At 66.1% G+C, this 23,665-nt stretch carries 22 protein-coding genes; 14 read left to right on the top strand and 8 right to left on the bottom strand.

What is annotated here, in order from left to right:
* Positions 1-101 precede the first annotated feature (101 nt).
* The gene (locus ACLV7J_RS13315; protein ID WP_411869559.1) at positions 102-437 is read left to right on the top strand and encodes a hypothetical protein; all 336 of its coding nucleotides are present in this window, start codon (positions 102-104) and stop codon (positions 435-437) included.
* Positions 438-449: 12 nt separating this feature from the next.
* Here ACLV7J_RS13315 and ACLV7J_RS13310 read toward each other — a convergent pair whose 3' ends face one another.
* Entirely contained in the window at positions 450-815 is a 366-nt protein-coding gene (locus ACLV7J_RS13310) for a YraN family protein (protein ID WP_411869558.1), read from the bottom strand.
* A 174-nt stretch (positions 816-989) separates the two neighbouring features.
* Between ACLV7J_RS13310 and ACLV7J_RS13305 the strand changes: the two genes are divergently transcribed.
* The 3 genes from ACLV7J_RS13305 to ACLV7J_RS13295 all read left to right on the top strand — a co-directional run bounded on the left by ACLV7J_RS13305 (position 990) and on the right by ACLV7J_RS13295 (position 2,202).
* Positions 990-1,163 carry a hypothetical protein gene (locus ACLV7J_RS13305; RefSeq protein WP_411869557.1) on the top strand — a complete coding sequence of 58 codons (174 nt, stop codon included), beginning with the start codon at positions 990-992 and terminating at the stop codon, positions 1,161-1,163.
* Between the two features lie 63 nt (positions 1,164-1,226).
* The gene (locus ACLV7J_RS13300) at positions 1,227-1,733 is read left to right on the top strand and encodes a pentapeptide repeat-containing protein (protein WP_411869556.1); all 507 of its coding nucleotides are present in this window, start codon (positions 1,227-1,229) and stop codon (positions 1,731-1,733) included.
* A gap of 1 nt (position 1,734) precedes the next feature.
* Positions 1,735-2,202, top strand: coding sequence for a hypothetical protein (locus ACLV7J_RS13295; RefSeq protein ID WP_411869555.1), 468 nt, complete (start codon positions 1,735-1,737; stop codon positions 2,200-2,202).
* Between the two features lie 44 nt (positions 2,203-2,246).
* Here the strand turns inward: ACLV7J_RS13295 and ACLV7J_RS13290 are convergent, their stop codons facing one another.
* Both ACLV7J_RS13290 and ACLV7J_RS13285 read right to left on the bottom strand, forming a co-directional pair.
* Positions 2,247-3,512 (bottom strand): DEAD/DEAH box helicase, encoded by a 1,266-nt coding sequence (locus ACLV7J_RS13290; RefSeq protein ID WP_411869599.1) that lies wholly within the window; start codon positions 3,510-3,512, stop codon positions 2,247-2,249.
* A 310-nt stretch (positions 3,513-3,822) separates the two neighbouring features.
* Positions 3,823-4,053 (bottom strand): hypothetical protein, encoded by a 231-nt coding sequence (locus tag ACLV7J_RS13285; protein ID WP_411869554.1) that lies wholly within the window; start codon positions 4,051-4,053, stop codon positions 3,823-3,825.
* Between the two features lie 504 nt (positions 4,054-4,557).
* Between ACLV7J_RS13285 and ACLV7J_RS13280 the strand changes: the two genes are divergently transcribed.
* Genes ACLV7J_RS13280 through ACLV7J_RS13270 form a run of 3 tightly spaced genes read left to right on the top strand, consistent with a single transcriptional unit; the run spans position 4,558 to position 5,377 of the window.
* Positions 4,558-4,695, top strand: a complete 138-nt coding sequence (locus ACLV7J_RS13280) for a hypothetical protein (RefSeq protein ID WP_411869553.1) — start codon at positions 4,558-4,560, stop codon at positions 4,693-4,695.
* Positions 4,696-4,724: 29 nt separating this feature from the next.
* Positions 4,725-4,886 (top strand): hypothetical protein, encoded by a 162-nt coding sequence (locus tag ACLV7J_RS13275; protein ID WP_411869552.1) that lies wholly within the window; start codon positions 4,725-4,727, stop codon positions 4,884-4,886.
* Positions 4,886-5,377, top strand: coding sequence for an ATP-binding domain-containing protein (locus tag ACLV7J_RS13270; protein WP_411869551.1), 492 nt, complete (start codon positions 4,886-4,888; stop codon positions 5,375-5,377). The genes ACLV7J_RS13275 and ACLV7J_RS13270 overlap by 1 nt, the downstream gene beginning before the upstream one ends.
* A 500-nt stretch (positions 5,378-5,877) precedes the next feature.
* Here the strand turns inward: ACLV7J_RS13270 and ACLV7J_RS13265 are convergent, their stop codons facing one another.
* Together ACLV7J_RS13265 and ACLV7J_RS13260 are read right to left on the bottom strand one after the other, a co-directional pair.
* A complete protein-coding gene (locus ACLV7J_RS13265) occupies positions 5,878-7,257 on the bottom strand; it encodes a M10 family metallopeptidase C-terminal domain-containing protein (protein ID WP_411869550.1) in 1,380 nt (459 codons plus the stop codon).
* A gap of 1,456 nt (positions 7,258-8,713) precedes the next feature.
* Complete coding sequence (locus tag ACLV7J_RS13260) at positions 8,714-9,916, bottom strand: hypothetical protein (protein WP_411869549.1); 1,203 nt, start codon at positions 9,914-9,916, stop codon at positions 8,714-8,716.
* A 1,404-nt stretch (positions 9,917-11,320) separates the two neighbouring features.
* Here ACLV7J_RS13260 and ACLV7J_RS13255 point away from each other — a divergent pair.
* The 4 genes from ACLV7J_RS13255 to ACLV7J_RS13240 all read left to right on the top strand — a co-directional run bounded on the left by ACLV7J_RS13255 (position 11,321) and on the right by ACLV7J_RS13240 (position 15,448).
* A complete protein-coding gene (locus ACLV7J_RS13255; RefSeq protein ID WP_411869548.1) occupies positions 11,321-11,644 on the top strand; it encodes a hypothetical protein in 324 nt (107 codons plus the stop codon).
* A 170-nt stretch (positions 11,645-11,814) separates the two neighbouring features.
* On the top strand, positions 11,815-11,982 hold the full coding sequence (locus ACLV7J_RS13250; protein ID WP_411869547.1) for a hypothetical protein: 168 nt from the start codon (positions 11,815-11,817) through the stop codon (positions 11,980-11,982).
* A gap of 249 nt (positions 11,983-12,231) precedes the next feature.
* On the top strand, positions 12,232-12,381 hold the full coding sequence (locus ACLV7J_RS13245; protein WP_411869598.1) for a DUF1651 domain-containing protein: 150 nt from the start codon (positions 12,232-12,234) through the stop codon (positions 12,379-12,381).
* Positions 12,382-13,219: 838 nt separating this feature from the next.
* Complete coding sequence (locus ACLV7J_RS13240; protein WP_411869546.1) at positions 13,220-15,448, top strand: hypothetical protein; 2,229 nt, start codon at positions 13,220-13,222, stop codon at positions 15,446-15,448.
* A gap of 447 nt (positions 15,449-15,895) precedes the next feature.
* On the opposite strand, the gene ACLV7J_RS13235 is transcribed toward ACLV7J_RS13240, so the two are convergent.
* Complete coding sequence (locus ACLV7J_RS13235) at positions 15,896-16,234, bottom strand: DUF6464 family protein (protein WP_411869545.1); 339 nt, start codon at positions 16,232-16,234, stop codon at positions 15,896-15,898.
* Between the two features lie 3 nt (positions 16,235-16,237).
* The gene (locus tag ACLV7J_RS13230) at positions 16,238-17,002 is read right to left on the bottom strand and encodes a TerC family protein (RefSeq protein WP_411869544.1); all 765 of its coding nucleotides are present in this window, start codon (positions 17,000-17,002) and stop codon (positions 16,238-16,240) included.
* 81 nt (positions 17,003-17,083) lie between these two features.
* Between ACLV7J_RS13230 and ACLV7J_RS13225 the strand changes: the two genes are divergently transcribed.
* Positions 17,084-18,106 carry a hypothetical protein gene (locus ACLV7J_RS13225; protein WP_411869543.1) on the top strand — a complete coding sequence of 341 codons (1,023 nt, stop codon included), beginning with the start codon at positions 17,084-17,086 and terminating at the stop codon, positions 18,104-18,106.
* On the opposite strand, the gene ACLV7J_RS13220 is transcribed toward ACLV7J_RS13225, so the two are convergent.
* Positions 18,103-19,017, bottom strand: coding sequence for a hypothetical protein (locus ACLV7J_RS13220; protein WP_411869542.1), 915 nt, complete (start codon positions 19,015-19,017; stop codon positions 18,103-18,105). The two genes, ACLV7J_RS13225 and ACLV7J_RS13220, sit on opposite strands and share 4 nt — an antisense overlap.
* A gap of 104 nt (positions 19,018-19,121) precedes the next feature.
* Between ACLV7J_RS13220 and mfd the strand changes: the two genes are divergently transcribed.
* Together mfd and ACLV7J_RS13210 are read left to right on the top strand one after the other, a co-directional pair.
* Complete coding sequence (gene mfd, locus ACLV7J_RS13215) at positions 19,122-22,733, top strand: transcription-repair coupling factor (RefSeq protein WP_411869541.1); 3,612 nt, start codon at positions 19,122-19,124, stop codon at positions 22,731-22,733.
* A gap of 156 nt (positions 22,734-22,889) precedes the next feature.
* Positions 22,890-23,665, top strand: a 776-nt coding sequence (locus tag ACLV7J_RS13210; protein ID WP_411869540.1) for a calcium-binding protein, incomplete at its 3' end; no start/stop codon positions are given.

The following is a 23,665-nucleotide window of genomic DNA, read 5'->3' as shown; positions in this document are numbered from 1 at the left end:
GGGGGCCGGGAGCATCTGGCTGGGCTGAGCTGGCCAGTGGCCACGGATTGCTTGCCCTGTCCCCTCTCCGCGCATACACCTGGGAAACTCGGCATCACGCCATGGCCGTCCCTGCCCGCCCCTGGTTCCCGACCCCCGGCCTGGGGACCGTCGCCCCTCTGCTCCCCTCCGGCCTGCTGCTGCTGCTCCTCGCTGGGGCGGCTCCCGCCCGGGCCGGCTCGGTCACCTCCCAGTCGGTCTGGGGCAAGTCCAACGCCATCGATCGGGCGATGCAGCAGGTGCCCGCGGGGGCCACGGTGACCGGCACCAGCTGCGACGAGGTGAACGTGGGCATCGGCAACTACCACTACACCTGCACCGTGGAGTTCACCGAGGCGCCGGCGAATCCCGGGGGCGCTGCCTCCCCCGCACCGGCTCCTGCCCCGAGCCAGCCCTGAGTCGGTGCTGCCCTAACTCCAGCGGTGCCAGCGCACGGGCCCTCCGGCCGGCGGCAGGGGCACCAGCGCCAGCACCAGTTCCACGCTGCAGCGGTGCCACTGGGGATGTTCCGCCAGCCAGCACTGCCAGGTGAGCCGCAGCCGCCGGCGCTTGCCGCGATCCAGGGCCGCCACGCCCCAGCCGTCGGGTCCGCAGCGGCGCCGGGCCTTCACCTCCACCAGCAGCAGCCTCGCAGGTTCCTTGCGCAGCAGCAGGTCGAGTTCGCCGTAGCGGCAATGCCAGTTCTGGTCCAGCAGGCTCCAACCCCGGCTGCGCAGCAGCCGCAGGGCCCGCTGCTCGGCCCAGGCCCCCTGGCGCTGGCGGTGGGTTGGGGCCATGGATCAGCAGCACTCCGCTGAGGGTTCCCGTGCCTGCCTGGCTCCAGCCCCTGGGGTGGGCGCCATCGCCCTGCGGATGCCGGCCGGTTGGGGGCAGGAGCCCAGCACGCCAGCGGGAGCGGCCGGCCCGGTGCGGGGAACCCTGCCGAGGTCCGCTGTCGCCGCCTCACCGCCATGGCCGAGTTCCCCCGTCAACCCCTGCCCACCGCGGCCGCCTCCCAGCCCCAGGCCATCGCCGCCACACAGGACGACTGGCTCGGCCACCTGCGCCCCTGGATCGCGCTGTGTGAGCGCGGTGTGGAGCCGTTCCTGGCCTGGCGGTTGCTGGCCCAGCAGCGGCGCGGCTGAGGCCCCGCCGGGCGCAGCGCAGCCTGCCGCTCCCCCTAGGGTTGGCCCAGTTGCGCTGCGTCCATGCCTCGGCCTCCGCTCACCCCCTCGCCCCGGGCATGGTTCCTGGCGGGTCTGATCGGCTGCCTGGTGGCCCTGCTGGGCCTCCCATCGCCGTCCCTGGCCGCCATGGACTACGCCAAGCAGGTGCTGATCGGCCACGACTTCGCCGGCGCCGATCTGCGGGGGGTGACCTTCAACCTCACCAACCTGCGGGATGCCGACTTCCATGGCGCTGACCTGCGGGGCGCCAGCCTGTTCGGCGCCAAGCTGCAGGACACCAACTTCCGCGGCGCCGATCTGCGCGACGCCACCCTGGATTCCGCCATCTTCGAGGGGGCGGATCTGAGCGACGCCGTGCTCGAGGACGCCTTCGCCTTCAACACCAAGTTCCGGGACGTGGTGATCGCCGGGGCTGACTTCACCAACGTGCCCCTGCGGGGCGATGCCCTCACGACCCTCTGCGCCGCGGCCAGCGGCACCAATCCGGTGACCGGCCGGGCCACCCGCGACACCCTCGGCTGTTCCTGAGATGAGCTTCGACGCCCGCAGCCTGGAGCGCCTGCAGCAACTGGGCCGCAGCCTGCCCAAGCCGCTTCCCAAGCCCGAGGCCCCCAAGCCGGTGACCCGGGCCACGGAACAGCGCCACCGGGTCGAGACCGAGACGGACCCCGAGGCCCTGTTCCATGAACTGATCAAGGTGAGCCCCGACGGCACTGTGCCGCCGCACCTGCTGGATCGCCTGCGCAGCGCCGAGGAGGAGCAGCGGCAACGGGAGCGCGACCGGCAGCGCCAGGCCCTGCGGCAACAGGCTGGTGCCCCGCTGGGCTCCGGCGCCGCCTCCGCTGCCTCTCCTGGCCGGGCCACCGATCCGCGCGCCGGAGCCGGCCAGGGCGGTCTGCGGGCGAACCCCCAGCGGCGCAAGCCCGGCACCGACGAGGAACTGGAGCTCTATTCCGCCTTCCAGCAACTGCTGCTGGAAGGCGACGGCGACGACTGACGGGGTCAGCCCACCGGATGAGCTGACCGGGTCAAGTCACGGGATCAGCGCCGGCGGGAGCGGCCGGGGCCAGCGGCGGCCGTGGCACGGGGCCCGCTCAGGTCGCGGTTGCCGCCGCCGCTGCGGCCCCCACGGGCGCCCGCGCCCGGACGGCCACCGCCGCCGCCGCGGGATCCGCCGCGACCGCGGCCGCCACTGAGGTCCAGGGGCGGGGCCGAGAGGATCGTGGGCTCAAAGCCCGGCACCGGCTGCTTCGGCAGGGGGTTGCCGATCATCCGCTCGATCGCCCGCAGCAGCTCGTGCTCCTCGGCCGCCATCAGCGACACGGCATGGCCGCTGTGGCCGGCCCGGCCGGTGCGGCCGATGCGGTGCACGTAGTCCTCGGCCTGGTTGGGCAGGTCCAGGTTCACCACGTGGGGCAGCTGGTGGATGTCGATGCCGCGGGCGGCGATGTCCGTGGCCACAAGCACCCGCACCTCACCGCTCTTGAAGCCGGCCAGGGCCCGGGTGCGGGCCCCCTGGCTCTTGTTGCCGTGGATGGCGGCGGCGTTGATGCCCTCCTGGCTGAGGCGGTCGGCCAGGCGGTTGGCGCCGTGCTTGGTGCGCGAGAACACCAGCACCTGCTGCCAGTCGTTGCTCTGGATCAGGTGGCAGAGCAGGTCCGGCTTGCGGGCCATGTCGCAGGGGTGGAGCACGTGCTCCACCGTGGTGGCGGTGCGGTTCTCCGGGGTGGCCTGCAGCTGCACCGGGTTGTGCAGCAGACCCGTGGCCAGCCGCCGGATCGAGGCCTCAAAGGTGGCCGAAAACAGCAGGTTCTGGCGCTTGGCCGGCATCAGGGCCAGGATCTTCTGGATGTCGCGGATGAAGCCCATGTCGAGCATGCGGTCGGCTTCATCGAGCACGAGGATCTCGACCCGATCCAGCTTCACGGCGTTCTGCTGGGCCAGGTCCATCAGCCGGCCGGGGGTGGCCACCAGGATGTCGGCGCCGCGGCGCAGGCGCATCATCTGCGGGTTGATCTTGACCCCGCCGAACACCACGTCGGAGCGCAGGTCGAGGTAGCGGCCGTAGGCGGCCACGTTCTCGCCCACCTGGGCCGCCAGTTCGCGGGTGGGGGTGAGCACCAGGGCCCGCACCACGTTGTTGCGGGCGTGGGGGCCGTGGCGCAGCCGCTCCAGCATCGGCAGGGTGAAACCGGCGGTCTTGCCGGTGCCGGTCTGGGCGGCGGCCATCACGTCGTGGCCGGCCAGCACCGCCGGGATGCACTGCAGCTGGATCGGTGAGGGTGTCGTGTAGCCCTTCTCCACCACCGCCTGCACGATCGGCAGCCCCAGCCCCAGGGCCGCGAAGGCCGAGTCGTGCAGCTCCGGCGCGAAGTGCACGGGGATGCGGGAGCTGGGGGTGGCGTCGGGGCTGGGGGACGATCCGGGGCCCGATGGGCTGGCCGCAACCGGCTGGGGACGGGAGGGACGGCGGCGGCCGCCCCGGGGCCGCGTGCGCTGCTCCTGACCCGGAGCGGGGTTGGTGGGCAGGGAAATCGGACTCACCGGCATGGGGATTCCCCCAGCCTAGGAGGGGCCCGGCGGGCTGCCCGCTGCTGGCCTTGGGGGCCGGCTGGCCTCAGGCCCGATCCTCGGTGTAGAGCGCCCGGGCCTGCTCCAGCACCTGGGCAAGGTCGGCGTCCTCCAGGGCGAGGGCTTCGCTCCAGCCGGCCTCCCGCAGCCAGCGGCGGAAGCGTGTCAGGTCGAGCCCCGCCTCCGTCGCGTTGGCGTCTCCGCGGCCTGCGCCGTCCAGCGGCAGGCCGCTGTCCCGCTGCAGGTCGGCGAAGAAGCGCTCCTGGGCCGCCAGCACCCGGAACTTCAGGCACTTCGACGCAGGTCGACTGGTCTGGGCTCAGTCCTCTGCCTGTCCCCCAGTGGCAACGCAACGGTGTGGCCCCGCCCCAGACGACCGAGCGGTTCTGAATCGCCTCTACCTGGACCAGCAGCTGCATGAACGGCTGCAGGCCCCAGCCGAGGAGAACGAGCGAATCCTCAACGGGCAGATCGGTTTCGTCCTGCGGCGTTGGCTGGAGCAAGCAGAGACCATTGATGGCTTAACGCCGGCACTCGCCACCCCATCGCTAGGTCCGGCACCGCCGGAGCCACGGCCAGAGGGTGACCAACCGCCCCACTGGGGCACACATCAACCCACGGGAACCTGTGACATGAGGCTCGATCACCTCCATCTACTGACCGAGTTCCCGGAGATCGTCCTCGGCAATGGCGAACGGGAGCCAGTCTCCAACAGCTGGGGCACCGACCCATCGCAACCTTCGAGCTGGTCGACCAGGGTGCCGCCGGGCACATCACGGTGATGCTGGCCGAGGCCGGCCACCCGGAGGACGTGACCAGGGAGTTGATCATCCAGGTGCTGGCCAAAAATGGCGTTAGCCAGGCACGGCTGTCCCGTGTCAATCAGGTGATGGGTTGTGTCAATCAGGTTGACCAGTGAGAAGCAGCGTTTCTTGGTCTTCTGCAGCCGTGGATCGGATCACCCAGGAGATCCGTACCGCCAAGCTCGGCCAGAAGCTCGCCAGCGAGGGCTGGCAGCGGGGTGAGATCGTGGCCAACGGTGACGCTATCCAGGCCCCCGGCAAGTCGATGTCCCCACCGATGGCCCCCTCACCTGCGAATGGCGGGTAGTGGACGCCGAGCCGCATCAGCTGAAGCTGCACCTGGGCGATGCCGGCTGGCATGCCGAGACGCGGCGGGATGTCCGGACTTTCGCCATCGGATGCAATGTGGCGACGCACAAGCTGGTGCTCGACTCCCTGGTGCCGGGTGACCGACTCAGCCGGATCGTGGTGTTCGTTCCGGTGCCCGGCGATGACTCCTGGTTGACGCAGATCCAGGCGCTGCGGCAGGCCATCACCAAGATCGACGCCGGCCCCGCCAAGACCAAGGCGTGGGCCCGATGGCATGAGCTGCGGTCGTACTGCTGCGACCTCAGGTCAGCGGCCTGTCTGACGGTGCATCGGGCGGAGGGCTGCACCTTCCGCAACGTCTGGATCGCTGGCGATCTCGCCTGGTGTCAGACCACTGATGCGAGGGCCTTGCACTACACGTCGATCACCCGGGCCAGCCAGGCTGTTCACCTGCTGCGCCGGCAGGGCAGCCAGAGGGGGACACCGTGATCCCGCTCCTCATCGCTCAAACCATCGTCTGCTCCACCTACCGGGCCACCCCTGCCAGCCGCGGTGGCTGCACTGTGCCGTACCCAGAGGGCGGTGTGGCTTACCTCCAGCAGATCAATGGACAGCTGTGGATCGTCTCGCTGGCGCCCACTGGCTATCAGGCCAATCCCGTCCAACCACGCGTCCTCAAAGAGCCTCACCAGATCGGCCACCAGCGCAGCCTCAGGTGGCAGCGCCATCGTGTCGGCGTCTTTGCGTCTGCGGGTCAGGATGCCACCCCTTGGCGGTTAGATCTACCAGCCCCACCTCCGTTGGATCGAGCCCAGCAGCGAATCCTGTTCCGTCGAGAGGTCGGGCGGATCGCGGCTTCACCTCAGCTGCGGCTAGTGGAGCTGCTCAGCTGAAAACATGGCGAGATACAAAGGATCATTTGATTCTGACGCAGCTCCGCAGCATATTGCGGACAGACGCTTGGCTTGCCTTGGCAGGAGCCTTGGAACCTAGAGAATGAGATTGTGACTTCCAAAGAGGTCAACATTTCCAAGAACCAGCTCAAAGTCTGCTTTTCTGTCTCCATTCGTGTCGCCTTGAAGCAAGGTGTTATTCGACGCGTGCCTAATGGTTAGCTCTCCCGCTCTGCCACTGAAAGCCCTGCCGTTTATCCAGTCAAAATGCTGGCTACCTGTCTCCAGTTGGTTCGCGTCTACGGCGGATAGGTCAATCTTGTCTTCAAAGCCAAAATCTGTGATGGTGTCACGAAGACCTTTGATGGGCAGGCTGCTATCGGCCCGAACATAGATATAGGTATCCTCCCCTCCAGTGATTGATTGGACTTGTGATCCGCCTCTGGTGATTGGGTCGTCGATCAGGTAGGCCTTGCTTGAAACGGCTCCTGATCCGGACATGATGTCACCCCCATGGCCACCACTGATTAGATCATTGCCATTGGTTCCCGTGATCGCATCATTGCCAGAGGTGCCAAAAAGATGCCCTGCAGTGTCGATCGGGTTGATCACGATCTGATCGGGGATTGGGCCGTAGGTGACCTGGCCATAGTCTTCTTCTTGCTGGTATGTGAAGAAGCCGCGAAAGTCCGCTGGTACGCCAATCTGGGGCTGGGGGCCAGTAGAGGCAGCGGCCGCCAAGGCCGCTGTATAGCCATTGGGTATGTCTGTGGCAGTTTGCCAAACATCCCAGTTGTTGCTGTAAGTGCTGTTGCTGCCTGTTACAAGCAGGCTGCCATTCCAGGGTACATCGGCTGCAAAGGTGGCCATTTCGGCAGGAAGCAAATTCAATGGTCCAGTGCCCCCTTGTGCTGCCTGCCAGATGAATTCCGGTCCAATAATCCTGGAGTTGGCCGCCAGTGCTGGATCTGAGTTGGGCGTTGTTGGTGGAGTGGATGTCCAGATCAGATCCGCAGTGTCGCCACTGCCGTTGGCAAAGCTAGGCTGGGAGATGAGCTGATTGATCGTGGCAGCCAGCGACTGGATTCCATAGGTGCGCTGCAAACTGTCGATAGCGCTTGTGACCACTGTCTGGATTGGATAGGACCATTCTTCAACAAGGGTGGAGTCCCATGTGAAGCCGGAGCTGTCATAACTATATTCCCAGAAGCTGTAAATCTTGCTCCAGTCTGGACCGCTTGGCGAAGGGTTCGCAGGATTGCTAGCGTTAAAGAGGCTTTCAGTGAGTTTTTCGTTGGAGAAATAGATTCTTTGCCCATCCTGCTGCGGCAGGTTAGAGAGTGTCTGAACGCCTGTGGCCAGCGTCCCGAATACGGTAGGCACGGAAATGGTGCCGGATCCCACTGAAACGGCATAGTAGAGGAGGCTTCCAGTATTGTTGTTAATGGACAGCGATCCATTCCATTCGTTGGACATCGGCAGTCTCGACTCTTGTCTCAGTATGTCCCTGGTTGCGCTTACTCTTTGCAAGCGCAGTATCTCTTAGCAATGGCTTTCGTCGTTGGTGCTCGGCTCGCGGCCATGAACGCCTAAAAGTCTGTGCGCGGTATTCTCTATGGCTCTATCGGCATCGGTTTAGATCGCTAGTCGTTAATGACAGGTGTGGGTGGCTTGGAAGGAGGGCATGACAGGCGCACTATGATCCGAGTCTGTACCCCGCCACGCTCAGCTTTGTGTTGCACTTAATAAACACCTATTGCTAGGCCGCTATGCAGGAGTGCCTAGCCCTTGAGTACAACCGTCGGAAGGACGAGCTCGGTGCCGACCTAGAGCATGAGGTAGTCCACTCCCTCTGCTACGCATTGCCATTGTCGGTCCTTTCCGTCTGCGTGGCAGTGACACCTGCGCCGGGCTGGTTGCGACCGCGAAGCGGCACCGGCTTCAGGGGTGGCAGCCCAGCTGCGACCAGGCGCTGGTTCACCTCCGCCAGGAACTCCTCCCGGCTGGATCGAATCTCATCGTTGTACGACCTGGCCTTGGCCTTCCTGCGTTCCAGCCGGGCTGCCTGGTGGGCCTGGCGCTCCTCGGGGGGTAGGGGCAGGGGCGGACGCTTGGGCTTCGCCTCCGTTCTGACCCATGGGGGGCTCGATGCGCGGTCCTGCGCACGAGACGTGCCCTGTCCCGCTCATGCTGGGCGTGCAACCCCGCCTGGCGGGCTTCGGGTGTCTCGCTGTCCCGCACCCACCGCCAGCGGGCCCTGTCGCGCTGCCTGGTCCATTCCCGGCGCCGTTCCAACTGGGCCAGACGTTCGGCCTCCGTTTGAGGTGAACCTGGTGGCCGACCCCTCCTCGAGGTCACGGGCGGTAGACATATGGCCGCACGACGACGGTCCCCCTCCACCCATGCAGCTGCCATCGCAGCCTCATGGGCGATAGCAGCGGCCTCCATCGCATCCAGCTGTGCTCGTTCCTCCCGTGAGGGGATGAACTTGAAGCAGCGGAATCCGTCCTCCTCGACAACCCACTGGACCGGCATGGGCTGCAGCTCCTGTGCCATGTCAGGGTCAACCACCTGGCCATCGAAGGCCGCGCCCAGACTGTTGGCTGCACCGTCAACGGTCGGGCCGTCCTGGCCCCTTACAGACGCCTCGGTGGGCCACTGAGGTGCTTGCTGCTGCTTCGTGGTGGAGTGTGGCTCGGTCACCACCATGGGGCGATACCCGTTTAGTTCCGCATCAATGTGGGGATGCTCGATCCAGGCCCTTTCGACATCAACCACCGCGACCGCCTGAGCCCCATCGTAAATACCTCTCACATCCTCAGGCCCATTTGTTGATCAGGCGTTGATGTCGCCTCACAGGAGGCCGAGGGCTGAGGACCGGCCCTGGGCTTGTCTGATCCTGCTGTGGTCCTAGTGTTTGCTTGGCCTGTTGTCATGCAAAGAGCTCCAGCTGTGATCGATCTATTGAGCTGACACCTAGTAGGAATAGCTCAAATTCTGGTTGTCGACCGCTGTCTGTGGTTCCTTGAAGGACAATACCGAAACCATCTTGCTCGTAGCGCAGTTCTCCCGCCTTGCCAGAGAATCCATCTTGGCCGATCCACTTGAATGCCTGCAGACCACTTCTCGTGCTGTCGGCGTCAAGGCCTGTGAAATCAATTTTGTCTTCGCTGCCAAAGTCGATGATGTTATCGCGAAGCTCCCCCTTGGGGCCGCTCTCTGAGGCTGAGAAATACAAGTATCTATCATTTCCCCCATTGTTATCTGACCCGCTAAACGTATCCCCGCCGGCCCCGCCAATGAAAGTGTCATCAGCGCTAGTTCCTGTGATGACATCGTTCTCGGCGGTGCCAACGATGTTTGCCGTCGCCAGAGGATGAACCGTCAGTGAGATACTGCTTGGATCGTAATTGTTGAATTCGGCGTTAAAGTTGTCGAGTGGAAAAGTGAAGAAGCTGCTTTTGGGTTTGCCGTCGACCACGTGCTGGCCTTCATCGGTCAACGCCTGCGCCCTGAGTGCTGCGGTATACCCATTAGTGTAGAAGCTGGTGCCTACCTTGTAATTGTCTGGGGAGACATTGTTGGCAGGCCTGCTCGGGTTATATTGTGAGCTGCCCTTATTCCAGACGGCGAAGTTGGTCGGCAGTTTCTGGCCTTCACCTGACGTGTCATCTGTATTGTCTGGCCCGAATGGATATGAAATCGAAAAGTCAAACCCATAGACCGGGGCGGGGTAGGTGCTGTAGGCGCCGCCGGCCCCATTAATCCGTGACGGCCAATTGGGGTTGGCTTTTGGAAGGTCTTCGAACGCAGCTGTTGTCTGAGAAGCTTCACTGCTCGGTACAAAGCCTGTTCCCGGCGAAGCTTCTCCGGCGCCGCCGTATGGCATTGCACCAAAGGGCACATCGGATCCAAACTCCATCCACGTCTTTGCTGCGGTTGAGGCCCAGTCTGATTCCTTCCATGCTTCGTCATGGGTCCATTCTGCCCATGTCCTCTGATTGACAAATATTGATAGGGGGCCAATGAATCGCTTGTTGACGGAATCGTATAGGTCAGCCGTTTTCCCGACAGCTCGATTTCCCGGTGCAGATGCGCTCGCGGGGAAGAAGTCCTTGTATTCCTCGCTAATCATCTTGGCGACGACGGCATTGGCATTATTGAAGCCAAATGTGTTGCTGCCGTCGTTGATTTGGACTGGATAAGCCCAGTCGTTAATATAGGAAGTGTCTAGGTTGATCGTGTTGGGGCGCTGAAGTTGTATTCAATAAAGCTAAAGGGAACGAATGTGGTTCTCATCCCGTCTATGTCTGCCTTGAGTGGCAGAGTGCCAGCATAGAAGTGGGCTCTATACTTTCTGCCTAAGCTAGAGCCCGGTGTTAGATCTAGTGATTGCGATCCAGGGTCGAGGCTTCCGCTTGCAACAGTCTTATTGGCGTTGTAGTCGAATATCGAATAATTGATAGCGCCTAGGCCTTGCCCAAGTGCAAAGTCAATTGCGGGCATTGCATTAAGCCTCCTCTCGCTATTTCCACCTATAGCGGCCTGTCTAGTTTTTGGCAATGTTTCCCTTGGAATATTGCAATGCTTTAACTAGCTGGATCTGGTGCTCGCTCCTTGGCTAGTACTTCCAGTGGGTCATTTGGTGACTCGACTCGCACTCCCTCATCGCCTTGGCTTATTGTGGTGGGAGGACCGGGCGGGTCTCAACTGCCTCTATTGCTGCAGCGCATCCCCAGCTACTGCCGCTTAATCAGCCCGCTTCATGGTTGAGTTCTGACAGGTTTGGGCTGCGACTCCGGAACGGCGCGTCTAATCAGCAAGGCGATGTGACTTTCACTGCTGGCCCTGGTCTGTCGTTCCTGCTGAATGGCCCTGGAGTAGCTGCCTGTTCAGCAAAGTATTCAGCTGCTTGTTCTCCTCTGGCCCCAGGGTGTGATTCAGGGCAAAGTGCAAAACCCCGTGTGATCGTCCTTCTGTCCGGTCAGATGGCCCTAGTGAAGGTCCGCTAGTACGCCGCGAGGAGGCTTGGGACATAATGACGGCGTTATGGGCTGATTTCGGTCGCGCGGCAAGCGAGCGGTTTCCTCTGCGTAATGCCGCCAAGCCCCCTGCCCCCTTGTCTTTCCGTTCCGCCAGCGCCACCCCGTGAGGATTGAGGGCGCCCGAGTCATGTCATCCGTCCTGCCGGCAGCATCCGCGTTGGCTTCCGGCTGGCACGGGCGACTGCAGGCTGCAACGGCTGAGGACGCAAGGGCCGTGTCTGGCTGTGCAGTCCCGCCGTATCTTCTGCTGCGACCATCTGCGATGACTGGCTGAAACGGGGCTATTGGGCCTTCCTGTTCTCGAATGCATTGACAGTGCAACGGCTGGGATGTGCTGCCGTAGACAGGCGGTGGAGCCAGGCCCAGCAGCAGGGGCCAGCCCCAGCCACAGCCACAGAACGCCACCCGCACCGGCAGCAGGCAGCGAGGCCCAGGCCCTGACCCGTCCGGCTTCATCGCCGCACCACTCGCCCCGGCACTGGCCGGGTCAAACCATGTCCACGTCCCTGGTCCGGTTCATCCGGGCCGACTGGGGCCCGGCGATCAAGGCCGCGGCTCACACCCTTGCCACCGCGGTGGTGGCTGCCTACGCCGCCGGCCTGACGGTCGGTGCCTGGCTGCATCGCCTGAACGACGCCCTGGCCCTAGTCGTCAGCCGGCGCATGGCTCCGCTGCGGACGCCCGCTGCAGCTCCTCCCGCGGCCCAGGTGGAGGCCATGTCGGTGCGTGAGCTGCGCCGCCTCGCCCATGCCGCTGGCCATCGCGTCCTGGCCCGCAGCGGTCGCCGTGCAGAGCTGCTGCTGGCCCTGGCCGCCTGATCGCCTGCGGCTCACACGGCACTCCGTTGCCCTGACCGATCCCTCTACCCACGGCGTGGTCTGGTGCTCGGCCATAACACCCACAAGGACCGATGGCGACGCCACGCCCTGTCTGCCCGTACCCGTGCGCCGGCAGCTGCTGCCCATTCACCCGCAGAGACGCCGAGTGCATGGCCTGCGAGGCCCGGCCCCTGCTCGACGCCCACCACCAGGCCCTGACCGCCTGGATCGAGGCCCTGCCCGAGGACGACAGCAAGCCCAGTACCCCCGAGTTGGTGGCCCATGGGAGTCAGCACTGGGCAACTGCCGCCCTCGGTGTCAACGGCCAGCGGTACTGACCACCACCGCCGACGGCCCGGCCTGGTGCTGGGCCACAACAACCGCGAGCACCACTGACCACCACCACTGCACCAACCACCGCCCCGCCCTGCATCGCCACCGGATGCACTGATGTCGGGGTCTACCTGATTGGTTTTTGGGGCGTCGACAAGCCAGCAAGAAGCTCCAAGGGGGGCAGGGTGTCGGTTGGCTGCGCTGCCCCCAGGGCGAGAAGTTGGTCCGTATCACCGGTGCTGGTGAGAGCCTTCATGCCAAGGGGTGAGGTCACAGATGCCGACCTCGCCCGCGAAGGCAGGCCCCTGGTGCGGCACTCCAGGCGGATGCTTCGCTTCAACGCTGAACAGTTCTGGCAGAACCTGATCCGGCTGGGGTGGAGGCGGGTTCCGCCGCAGTGGTGAGAACAGGTCTCCCCTAACAGAAGTACCCGGAAGCCAGCTGGCAGCAGTGCACCTTCAACCGGCATGGCAGACAGAGCCCGCACTGCGGCTCAACTCGCTGATACCAGAGATTTCGAAGCAGCACATCGTTCACGACTGGCGTTCTACTAATTCAGGCCGGACACTACTGGCCGAGCCCGGAGCGCCACAAAGTCATAAGTCTCCGCAATCTGGGCGAGGCTGCGACAATGTTCAAGGTCCTGGTTAACCAGCCGGAGATGCTCCCTCTGAGTTGGACGGGTATTGGGTGGGCTGTGCAGGGGTGCGTGAGGTCGCGGTTGGTGGGTCGTACCTCAACCCGTAGCGGCCTCAAATCCCTTTGTCACTGAATAACCTGGTAAGACAGGACAGCTAGCGTCCGCTGGTATTGCGTTGGCTCGACAAGGGCCGGGTGCAGGGGCTGAACCGGGCACTCCTACAGATCCCCTGCAGAATTGAGAAGATGCCCACGCATGACGCCGCGTGGCACTCACACCAGAACAGGCCTACTTATCGCCCAAGCAGTGGAGGCGGCAGCGCTCACCCTTTAGGACCTGAAACCGGAGAATCCCAGGCTGCTCAAGGGAGTCCGTGCGCAGCAGATCCAGACTGTCGTGCAGGCTCACAATCCGGAGCTCGCCGCCACCATGGCAGCAGAAACACCTGTTTCCCTCGCCTATCTGGCGCTGCAGTAAGGAATCCCCGCGTAGGACTTGAGTCATACCGGCATGAATGCTGCACCCTGCGGCCCGGCTCCAGATCTCTTGACCTTCATCACGGGACGCATTAGCACTGAGGCCAGTACGTTCCGGGGCAGGAGATGACCAACTGGCGCTGGATACTCGATAGGATCGGCAGCTGGTTTGCCGATGCCAACTGGCTCTCCGACCCCGGCGGAAGCAACGGTGTGCCTCAGCCCAACGACACCGCGGTGATCGGCGCCGGTTGGGCCACAGTCGCCTCCTCGAACGGGAGGCTGCCGGATGTCGACCAGGTTCAGATCACCCTCGCCGGCAGCACCAATACGGGTCAGCCAGTGGGTGTTCAGCTTGTCGAGGCCGACCTCGACAAGGTGGAGGTCACCATCGCCAGCGGCTCTGACGGCTGGCTGACTCCGATCGTCGCCGCGACCGACGTGGTGGGCATCACCACATTCACGCAGGGTCGCATCTACGTCACGCCGCAGCGCGGTGAGCTGACGATCGATGTGCAGGACGCGCCGGATGGCACAGCGGGCCTTCTGCATCTGGCCGACGACCCGCTGGCAGGCTCCGGTGCCGATTCACTGATCACCGTGGCCCAGCAGAGCACCCTCACGCTGCGTGGTGGCACGCTTCAAAACGATGGCTTCATCCAGATCGAGGGCCTGGGCCGGTTCGAGGCCGACACCGCGATCCTCGGCGATGGTGTGATCGAGGTGGAGAACGGCGGCAGTCTCTTGATCAGTGGTGCTGTCGGGGCGGATCAGGCGCTGGCCCTGCCCGACGGCTTGTCCACGGTGGTGATCAGAAGCCCCTCCTCCTTCCATGGCCGCCTTCAATTCGGCGGGGCCGCAGGCACTCGCATCGATCTTCCCGGAATCAAGGCCACCAGCCTGAGCATCAGCAATGTCAGCAAAGGCGGCAATCGGGGGCAATCTCTGAACCTGCTCGACTCCCGTGGCAAGGTGCTGGCGAGCTTCTCCGTGGAGCTGATCAATCCCAACAACCTTGCCGTTCAGAAGCAGCAGAAGCTGAGTAGCAAGGATTTTGTTCTCGAGGACCTGGGCGATCAGGGCACACGTGTGCTCTTTGAGCCCCAGGGTCCCACCATGCTCACCACATCCCTTCCTGTGCCGGTCATGGCGTCAGCGGGAACGCTGGTTGATCTCAGCGACATCTTGCTCGCCGCCTTCGGTACCAAACTTCCAGCCTTCCATGGCCTCACCCTGCTTCCCACCACCAGCACCGACCAAGCAAGTGGCTACTGGGGGCAGCAGGTGAATGGTGAACGGATGGCCAAGCCGGCCTGGCTGGTGAACGGTGCTCCGATCAGCCGCGAAACCACCGTGAAGACTGGCGACAGGGTCCAACTGCTGGTTGGCAACAACGTGAGCCAACCGCCGCAGATGATGGCCCAGCTCACGCCCGCGGCGAAGGGTGAGAAGGCGGTCTTTCAGACCTACAACATCTGGACAGTGTCGCCGATGATTGCGGAGCCGGATCGCATCGGCAACCCAGTGCCGCAGGACATGGTCGACGCAGCTGACGCCTTCAGCTCCGTTTATCCAGGAGTGGTCAATACGGAGCTCTGCAACTGGATTGCTGACAATGTTGCGGCGGCTGCCTGGGCCACCATGCCCTTCCCCAACGCCTCGCTATCGCCGGAGCAGAACATGGAGGGTGGCTTCTGGCGCTTCGCCTACCGCTCGTCAGACACCGAATCCCCGGTGGCGGACTGGAGCACGCTGGTACAAGGTGGAGATATCGTGCGCATGCAATGGACGACCCAGACCGGACACACGACAACAGTGCTCGGTGCAGCAGGTGAGCATGGCGAATTGAAGGTCTATGACAACATCGGCCCACCGGCCCCGAAGGGAAACATTCCCCAGGGCAAAACGACTGCCATCCACGATGCCGCCTACTGGCGATCAACAACTCCTGATGGCATCACCATTTATCGTCTTGACCCCAACCAGAAGTATCTCATTACAGGCACGGAGAAGGCCGAATTCCTCCAGGGCAGCATCTTCGATGACCTCATCCGGCCGCTTGGCGGTGGCGACACCCTGGGCCTCGGACCCGGTTCGGACATGATCGAGGGTCGCCTGCGCGACCTCAACAGCACAACGTTGCGGGGCTTCGGCGGCGATGACGTGGTTGCTCTCACCGATCTCGATCCGGCCGCAGCCTCCGTACTGCTTCGTGGCGACAGGCTTCGGGTGTTCAGCGAAGGCCAGCGCGTAGCCACCATCGAATTCCCCGGCATCGCCCCTAGCTCTACCTTCACCCTCACTCCGGACGGTTCAGGCGGCACGCTAGTCGCCCTCGATATGCCGTTGTTCTGAACGATGGATGGCCAGACCCAGGCCTCAGCATGCAATCGCCCCGGCCTCTTGGGCCATATGGGGCTGTCCAACTTGATGCCAAAAGGGTTGCGCTAGATGGGCAGATGCTGTCGTGGCAAGACGCTTGGGGCGACTGGCGTCACGCAGTTTTCGCACTCATCAACTCACTAGTCATCCTGATTAGACAGCAAGTTCCGCGCTCCTCAGAGCCATTCCGGCCGTGCGTTCTCCCCGCCCATGCGGGGATGGTCGGGGCACTGGTTTGGCTTGTGAGATCAGAGGAAGGCTTTCAGATCAGGAGCAGTGGAGCAGGTGGTGGTGGGTGAGGTGTGGCGCCGGGCGGCCCGATTCAGGGTGCAGGTGGATCAGGGGCCCAGCTCAAGGCCCAGCTGACCGTCGTCGTCCTGCGCTCGCAACCGCGCGGCCTGGCTCGGCTGCCGCGGAAGCTCAGAGGGGCTGGTGGTGGGCACAGCGGTCGCAGGGGCCATCGGGCAGCACGGCGCAGCGCAGCAGCGGGCTGCGGGCATTGAAGCGGCAGCCGGGATCGCCGATCACCCAGCGGTCCTGCCACCAGCGGGCATCGGCCGGCCGCACCTGGGGCTTTACCTGCAGGGCCACGCTGGCCAGTTCGTACCGGCCGGCCTTCAGCTGGTAGCGGTGGTGGCGCTGCAGCACCAGGAAGCTGCGCTCCCCCACCACCAACCAGCGGCCGGGATGGGGCACCTCCTCCAGATCGAGGCGATCGAGCAGCCGGTCGCTGCCGGCCTGGCGCAACTCCACCCGCATGGCTCAGGGGTTGACCTCGCCCGGCGTCGGTTCGGGCCTGCGCTCCGAGAAGCCCCAGGTGAACAGGGCGGCCACCAGCAGCAGCAGGCCCCACTCCGGCGGCACCAGCTGGGGAGCGGCCAGCCGCAGCAGCAGCCGCACCCCCACCAGTCCCACCGCCAGGTAGCCGGCGGTCTCCAGGCGCCGGAACACGGCCAGCCAGCGAATGAACAGAGCCGAGGTGAGCCGCAGGGCCACCACGCCGATCACGCCGCCCGCCATCACCAGCAGCAGGTTGTCGCTCACGGCCACGGCGGCGGCCACGCTGTCGACCGAGAAGGCCAGGTCGGTGAAGGCCAGGGTGGCCACCACCGCCCCCAGGCTGCGGTGGTGGTGGGGATGGTGGTGATGCACGGGGTGGCCGTCGGGTCCGAGCGTGCTGGTGTCCTCGTCGTCCTCCTCGTTGAATAGGGGCAGCAGGTTGGAGCCGCACAGCCACAGCAGGTAGGCCGCCGCGGCCAGTTGCAGGGGCCAGAAATCCAGCACCCAGCTGGCGGCGGCGATCAGCACCAGCCGGAACACCAGGGCCAGGGCCAGGCCGAGGTTGAGGGCCCTGCCCTGCTGGGCAGGGTCTTTGAGGCCGCGGGAGATGGCCGCCAGGGCGATGGCGTTGTCGGCTGAGAGCACGGCCTCCAGGGCCACGAGCAGGGGCAACAGCACCAGCACCTCCCCCCACTGGTCGGCGCTCTGGATCAGCGGCGTGAGGGTGGGAATCGATTCCGCTTCCATGCAAAACCTGCGGTGGAGACCCTGCAGTGGATCGGGGCAGGAGTCACTCTAGGAAGGTGTTTCACGGGGGGCGTCCCAGTCATGCAGCTCCGGGCCCGACTGGTGCATGCCGACGCCGGGCTGCGGGTGGTGCAGGTGAGCGCCTGGCAGGGGGGGCAGTGTCTGGGCAGTGCCCTGGGGGAGGCCGGCGACGCCGAGCAGGCGGAGGAGCGGGCTGCGGCGCGACTGCTGCAGCGGCTGGGGGGGCAGCCTGCCGTGCCTTCCGGCTCTGAGACGGGGCCGGGACAGCTGGAGGCCCCGGCCCGGGCCGTTCCCGTGGCCCGCCGGGAGTCCCCCACGGGTTCGGCGCCGATCCGTCGCCCTGGGACTGGGGCCGATCCCGGAACGGCTGGCGCGTCCCCGGCGGCGACGGGCATGCCGGCGTCTGCCAGCCCCGGCACGGCGATTCCCCCCCGCTCCGCCGCGGAGGAGGGTGCCAGCCCGTTGCCTGCGGAGCCCGCGACGCCGCAGCAACCCAGCCTGGATCTGCGCCCCGAGGCCCCGGCCGCGTCCCCGGCTGAACGCGCCCCAACGGCGCAGCCCCCGTCTCCGGCTTCGCCGACGCGGGCGCCTGGGCCGTCTCCAGACCCCCCGCCCGAGCCGCCCCCGGCGGACCCCGACGACTGGAGCGACGAACTCGCCGCCCTCGACCTGCAGCTGCAGCGCATCGGCTGGCAGCGGGAGCAGGAGGCCACTTACCTGGAGCGGGCCTTCGGCCACCCCAGCCGCTCCCGGCTCACCACCTACCGCGACCTCAGCGCCTACCTCCAGGCCGTGGGCCAGTTCGCCCCCGGGGCCGATCCGGCGCGCGCGCCGGTGCCGCTGCGCCGCAGTGAACTGCTCGGCCAGTGCGATCTGCTGCTGGCTCAGCTGGGCTGGGACGCCGCCCGGGGGCGCCGCTTCCTGGAGGAGCAGTTCCAGCTGGCCAGCCGCCAGCAGCTCAGCGACGAGCAGCTCCTGCACTTCAACATGCTGCTGGAGAGCGAGCTGCTCTCGCTCCCGGAGGCGCCCACCCCAGCGGATCCCCAGCCTGAGGTCGTGGCCCCGGCGAGCGCCGCTCCCTAGGCCTGGGCCGTCGGGGCCGGCCGGGCGCGGCAGTTGGCCTCCAGCAGCTGGATTCCCAGCTCCAGCCGCCCCTGGTTGGCATAGGCCTCCTCCTCCAGGGTCCGCTCCCGGGCGGAGGCGCGGGCATAGATCGGCTCGCGCAGGTGGCGCTGGGACTCCGCATCCACCTGGCGCGGCAGCCCCAGTGGGATGGGCCTCGCCCGCAGGTGGCCGTTGCGGCAGCTCTGGGCCACATGGATCGCCTCGTGGTTGAGCACCTGGGCGAACTGGCGGCTGCCCTGACCCGGCACGTCCGCTCGGATGCGCAGCAGCCCGGCCCGGGGCTCCCACTCGCCGGCAGCCCCCGCCTTGCGGGGGGGACCCAGAACCACAAGGACGCCGCGGCTGCGCAGGGCCGTCAGCAGGCCGCCGATGGCGGCGCGTTCCTGCTCGAAGCGGGGCGGATAGCGCATCAGCAGCTTGATCTGCTCGATGCTGAGCGGCGGATCGCCGCGGCGGCGCCGGTAGCTGTAGCGAATCCGGCCACCGGGCAGGGCTTCGGCCCTGGGGCGCCAGGTCTGGTCCGCCGCATCGAGCTGGCCGTAGAGATAGGTGTCCCGCTCGGCAGTGAGGGGCGCGTCCTCGGGCCGGGGCCGCGGGGGACCGGTGATCAGGTCCGTCACCTGGCCGGCCAGGGCCGCCAGGGGCCCCTGGTTGGCATCCGGCAGCGGGCGGGGGCGCGGCATCACCACCCCGAAGGTCGCTGCCGCCAGGCCGCCCGTCACCAGCAGCAGCGCCACCACGCCCCAGGGACGCACCAGCGGCACCCGTTCCAGGGGATCGCCGCAGCGGCCGCAGATCGCCACTCCATCGGCCCGACGGGCCATCCGCAGGGGCCGGGGCCGGCAGTAGGGGCAGCGGTAGGAGCTCATGGATCCGGCCGGAGCCCACCGCGGCATCGAGCTTGATTCTGCCGCCGTCCGCGGCGGCCCGGGGTCCCTTGCGAGGATGGCCTGCTGCGTTCACCCCAGCCCCGATGCCCCTCACCGCCCTGGTGCGCCAGCTGCAGCAGGCCACCCTCACCGGGGAGGTGCTGGAGCGCAGCAAGCGGGCCGAGCGCCTGCGGCTGAGTGGCGCCGGCCGGGGTGCCCGGGCCCTGGTGAGCAGCGCCCTGGCGGGGGCCGCCGAGGCGCCGCTGCTGGTGGTGGTGCCCACCCTGGAGGAGGCCGGCCGCTGGGCGGCGCTGCTGGAGCTGATGGGCTGGCCCAGCTGCCAGCTGTATCCCACCAGCGAGGGCAGTCCCTACGAGCCCTTTGACCCCACCAGCGAGATCACCTGGGGCCAGCTGCAGGTGCTCAGCGAACTGCTGGATGCCAACGGCGGCCCCGGGGGTGGCGTCGCGGCGCGGCGGATGGCGATCGTGGCCACCGAGCGGGCCCTGCAGCCGCACCTGCCGCCGCCGGAGGCGCTGCAGGCCCAGTGCCTGAGCCTGCGCAAGGGCGACACGGTGGACCTCGAGCAGCTGGGTGAGACCCTCACGCGCCTGGGCTACGAGCGGGTGCCCACCATCGAGCAGGAGGGCAGCTGGAGCCGCCGCGGCGACATCGTGGACCTGTTCCCGGTGAGCGCCGAGCTGCCGGTGCGGCTGGAGTTCTTCGGCGAGGAGCTGGAGAAGCTCAAGGAATTTGATCCCGCCTCCCAGCGCTCCCTCGATGCGATCGAGGTGGTGCGCCTCACCCCCACGGGCTACGGCCCGCTGATCGCCAATGCCCTGCGCGAGGCGATGCCCGATGGCCTCGATCAGCTGCTGAGCCCGGAGGCCAGCGACCAGCTGCTGGAGGGGGGCACCCCCGAGGGCCTGCGGCGGCTGATGGGCCTGGCCTGGCAGCGGCCGGCCTCGCTGCTCACCTACCTGCCCGCCCACACCCTGATCGCCGTGGATGAGCGGCGCCACTGCCTCTCCCACGGCCAGCAGTGGGCCGACCACGCCCACGACCACCACGCCGAGGTGTGCCAGGAGCTGGCGGAGGCGGCCGGCATCAGCGCCGAGGTGATTGCCGCCCTGCTGCCGCCGCTGCTGCACCGTCCGCCCGCCGAGGCCCTGGAGCAGGCGGAGGCCTTCGGTGGCTTTGACCTGGCCGAGCTGCACGAAACCGACAGCCACCCCAACAGCTTTGATCTGGCCTCCCGCTCGGTGCCGGCCTACCCCAACGCCTTCGGCAAGCTGGCGGGGCTGGTGAAGGGGTTCGTGGCCGAGAAGGCCACGGTGTGGCTGCTCTCGGCCCAGCCCAGCCGGGCGGTGGCCCTGCTGGAGGAGCACGACTGCATCACGCGCTTCGTGCCCAACCCGGCCGATTTCCCCGCCATCGAGCGGCTGGTGCAGCAGGGAACCCCGGTGGCCCTGAAAACCAGGGGCACCGCCGAGCTGGAGGGCCTGCAGCTGCCGGCCTGGAAGCTGGTGCTGATCTCCGACCGGGAGTTCTTCGGCCAGCACAGCCTGGCCGCCACCGGCTACGTGCGCCGGCGCCGCAAGGCGGCCAGCCGCACGGTGGACCCCAACAAGATGCAGCCGGGCGACTTCGTGGTGCACCGCAACCACGGCATCGGCAAGTTCCTCAAGCTCGAGAAGCTGGCGATCAGCGGCGAATCCCGCGACTACCTGGTGGTGCAGTACGCCGATGGCCTGCTGCGGGTGGCCGCCGACCAGCTGGGCAGCCTCGGCCGCTACCGGGCCAGCACCGATGCGCCGCCCGACCTCAACCGCATGGGCGGCACGGCCTGGACCAAGGCCAAGGAGCGGGCCAAGAAGGCCGTGCGCAAGGTGGCCCTCGACCTGGTGAAGCTCTACGCCGAACGGCACCAGGCGCCGGGCTTCGCCTTCCCCGCCGATGGCCCCTGGCAGAGCGAACTCGAAGACTCCTTCCCCTACGAGCCCACCCCCGACCAGGTGAAGGCCATCAGCGATGTGAAGCGCGACATGGAGCAACCCCAGCCCATGGACCGGCTGGTGTGCGGCGATGTGGGCTTCGGCAAGACCGAGGTGGCGATCCGCGCCATCTTCAAGGCCGTCACGGCCGGCAAGCAGGTGGCGATGCTGGCCCCCACCACGGTGCTGGCCCAGCAGCACTGGCGCTCCCTGAGCGAGCGCTTTGCGCCCTACCCCCTCAAGGTGAGCCTGCTCAACCGCTTCCGCACCGCCGGCGAGCGCAAGGTGATCCAGGAGGGCCTGGCCGCCGGCACCGTGGATGTGGTGGTGGGCACCCACCAGCTGCTGGGCAAGAGCACCAGCTTCAAGGAGTTGGGCCTGCTGGTGGTGGATGAGGAGCAGCGCTTCGGCGTGAACCAGAAGGAAAAGATCAAGGCCCTGCGGAAAGACGTGGACGTGCTGACGCTCAGTGCCACGCCGATCCCACGCACCCTCTACATGAGCCTCTCGGGCGTGCGGGAGATGAGCCTGATCACCACCCCACCGCCCCTGCGCCGCCCGATCAAGACCCACCTGGCCGCCCTCGATGAGGAGGCAGTGCGCAGCGCCATCCGCCAGGAGCTCGACCGCGGCGGCCAGATCTTCTACGTGGTGCCGCGGGTGGAGGGCATCGAGGATGTGGCTGAAGGGCTGCGGCAGATGATCCCGGGCCTGCGGCTGTTGGTGGCCCACGGCCAGATGGCCGAGGGGGAACTGGAGAGCGCGATGGTGGCCTTCAACGCCGGCGAGGCCGACCTGATGCTCTGCACCACGATCGTGGAGAGCGGCCTGGATATCCCGCGCGTCAACACGATCCTGATCGAGGACGCCCACAAGTTCGGCCTGGCCCAGCTGTATCAGTTGCGGGGCCGGGTGGGCCGCAGCGGCATCCAGGCCCATGCCTGGCTCTTCTATCCCGGCGATGCCTCCCTGAGTGAAGCGGCGCGGCAGCGGCTGCGGGCCATCCAGGAGTTCGCCCAGCTGGGCAGCGGTTACCAGCTGGCCATGCGCGACATGGAGATCCGCGGCGTGGGCAACCTGCTGGGGGTGGAGCAGAGCGGCCAGATGGAGGCCATCGGCTTCGACCTCTACATGGAGATGCTGCAGGAATCCCTGGCGGAGATCCAGGGCCAGGACATCCCGGCGGTGGACGACACCCAGATCGATCTGCCGATCACGGCCTTCATCCCCGGCGACTGGATCACCGAGAACGACGAGAAGATGGCCGCCTACCGGGCCGCCGCCGACTGCGGCAGCAAGGAGGCCCTGCTAGAGCTGGCGGCCGGCTGGGTGGATCGCTACGGCGCCATCCCCGCCCCGGTGATCTCGCTGCTGCAGCTGATGGAGCTGAAGCTGGTGGCCAAGCGCTGCGGCTTCTCGCGCATCAAGCCGGAGAAGCCCAACATCGCCCTGGAAACGCCGATGGAGGAGCCGGCCTTCCGGCTGCTGCGCCAGGGCCTGCCCCAGCACCTGCATGGGCGGCTGGTGTACCAGGGCGGTGCCGGCACCACCGTCAAGGTGCTGGCCCGGGGCCTGGGGGTGCTGGCGCCCGACAAGCAGCTGGAGGAGCTGATGGGCTGGCTGAACCAGATGGCCGAGCAGATCCCGGGCGCCGATGGCCTCACCGACGCCCAGCGGGCCGAGCAGATCAAGGCCGCCAACGCGGCGGTGCTGGCGCCTTAGGGTAATTGGAAATCGCTACATCAAGCCGGGCGTCCATACCTGAGTAAAAAAACTCAGCGGGACAACAAGAAACCTTTAGTTTTGTGATAAAATCTCAACAGTTAACGCATGGCAGCAGAGAACTGCCATGCGTTATGCGTATTTTGCATAGTTCCGATGTTGCTGGCCGGCCCCGACCTCTCTGCAGAGCTCGCTACCTGGCAGCTGCAGCTCCAGGCCTTGGCCCTAAACGGAGCCCTAGCCCAGGCCGCGCAGAGCGCTCTGCTGCTGGATGAGAGAGCCCAAGGGGAATTGGAGGCGTGGCTGTCCCTCTTGGCCGTCGGCGACTTCAGCACGCTCCCCCCTATCGAGGCTCTGGACGGCAGCGCCATGCCAGGCGCCGCAGGCGCCTATGCGGCCAGCACAGGCACGATCTACCTGAACACCAGCTGGCTGGATATCGCCAGCAGCGAGCAGGTCAGTGCCGTGCTCTGCGAAGAGCTAGGCCACTGGCTCGACAGCTGGCTCAACGGCAGCGACACCCAGGGCGATGAGGGCGAGCTCTTCGCCGCCCTGCTGCTCGGTCAAATAGTCAGCCGCGAGGAGTTCCAGCGAATTGCGATTGAGGATGATCAGCTCACTATCACCGTAGCCAGCGGCGAGGTGGTGAAGGCGGAAGCCTCAAAGATCAACGGCAGCGAAGCCGACGACACCCTCACGGGCGACGGCCTCAACAACGACATATACGGCTACGGCGGCAACGACTCCATCAACGCTGAGGCAGGGGCCGACCTCATCGATGGCGGTGACGGCAACGACATCATCGATGGCTCCTTCGGGAATGACACTCTTTTCGGCGGTTCTGGCGACGACCAGCTCACCGACTCACAAGGCTCCAACCTCCTAGATGGCGGCGATGGATTCGACACCCTGACCTCAAAGGCTCTCAGCGG

Source organism: Vulcanococcus limneticus LL, assembly GCF_943369875.1.
Classification (GTDB): Bacteria; Cyanobacteriota; Cyanobacteriia; order PCC-6307; family Cyanobiaceae; genus Vulcanococcus; species Vulcanococcus limneticus_A.
Note: the sequence above shows the minus strand (reverse complement) of the source record. Positions and strands in the feature narration are given on the sequence as shown.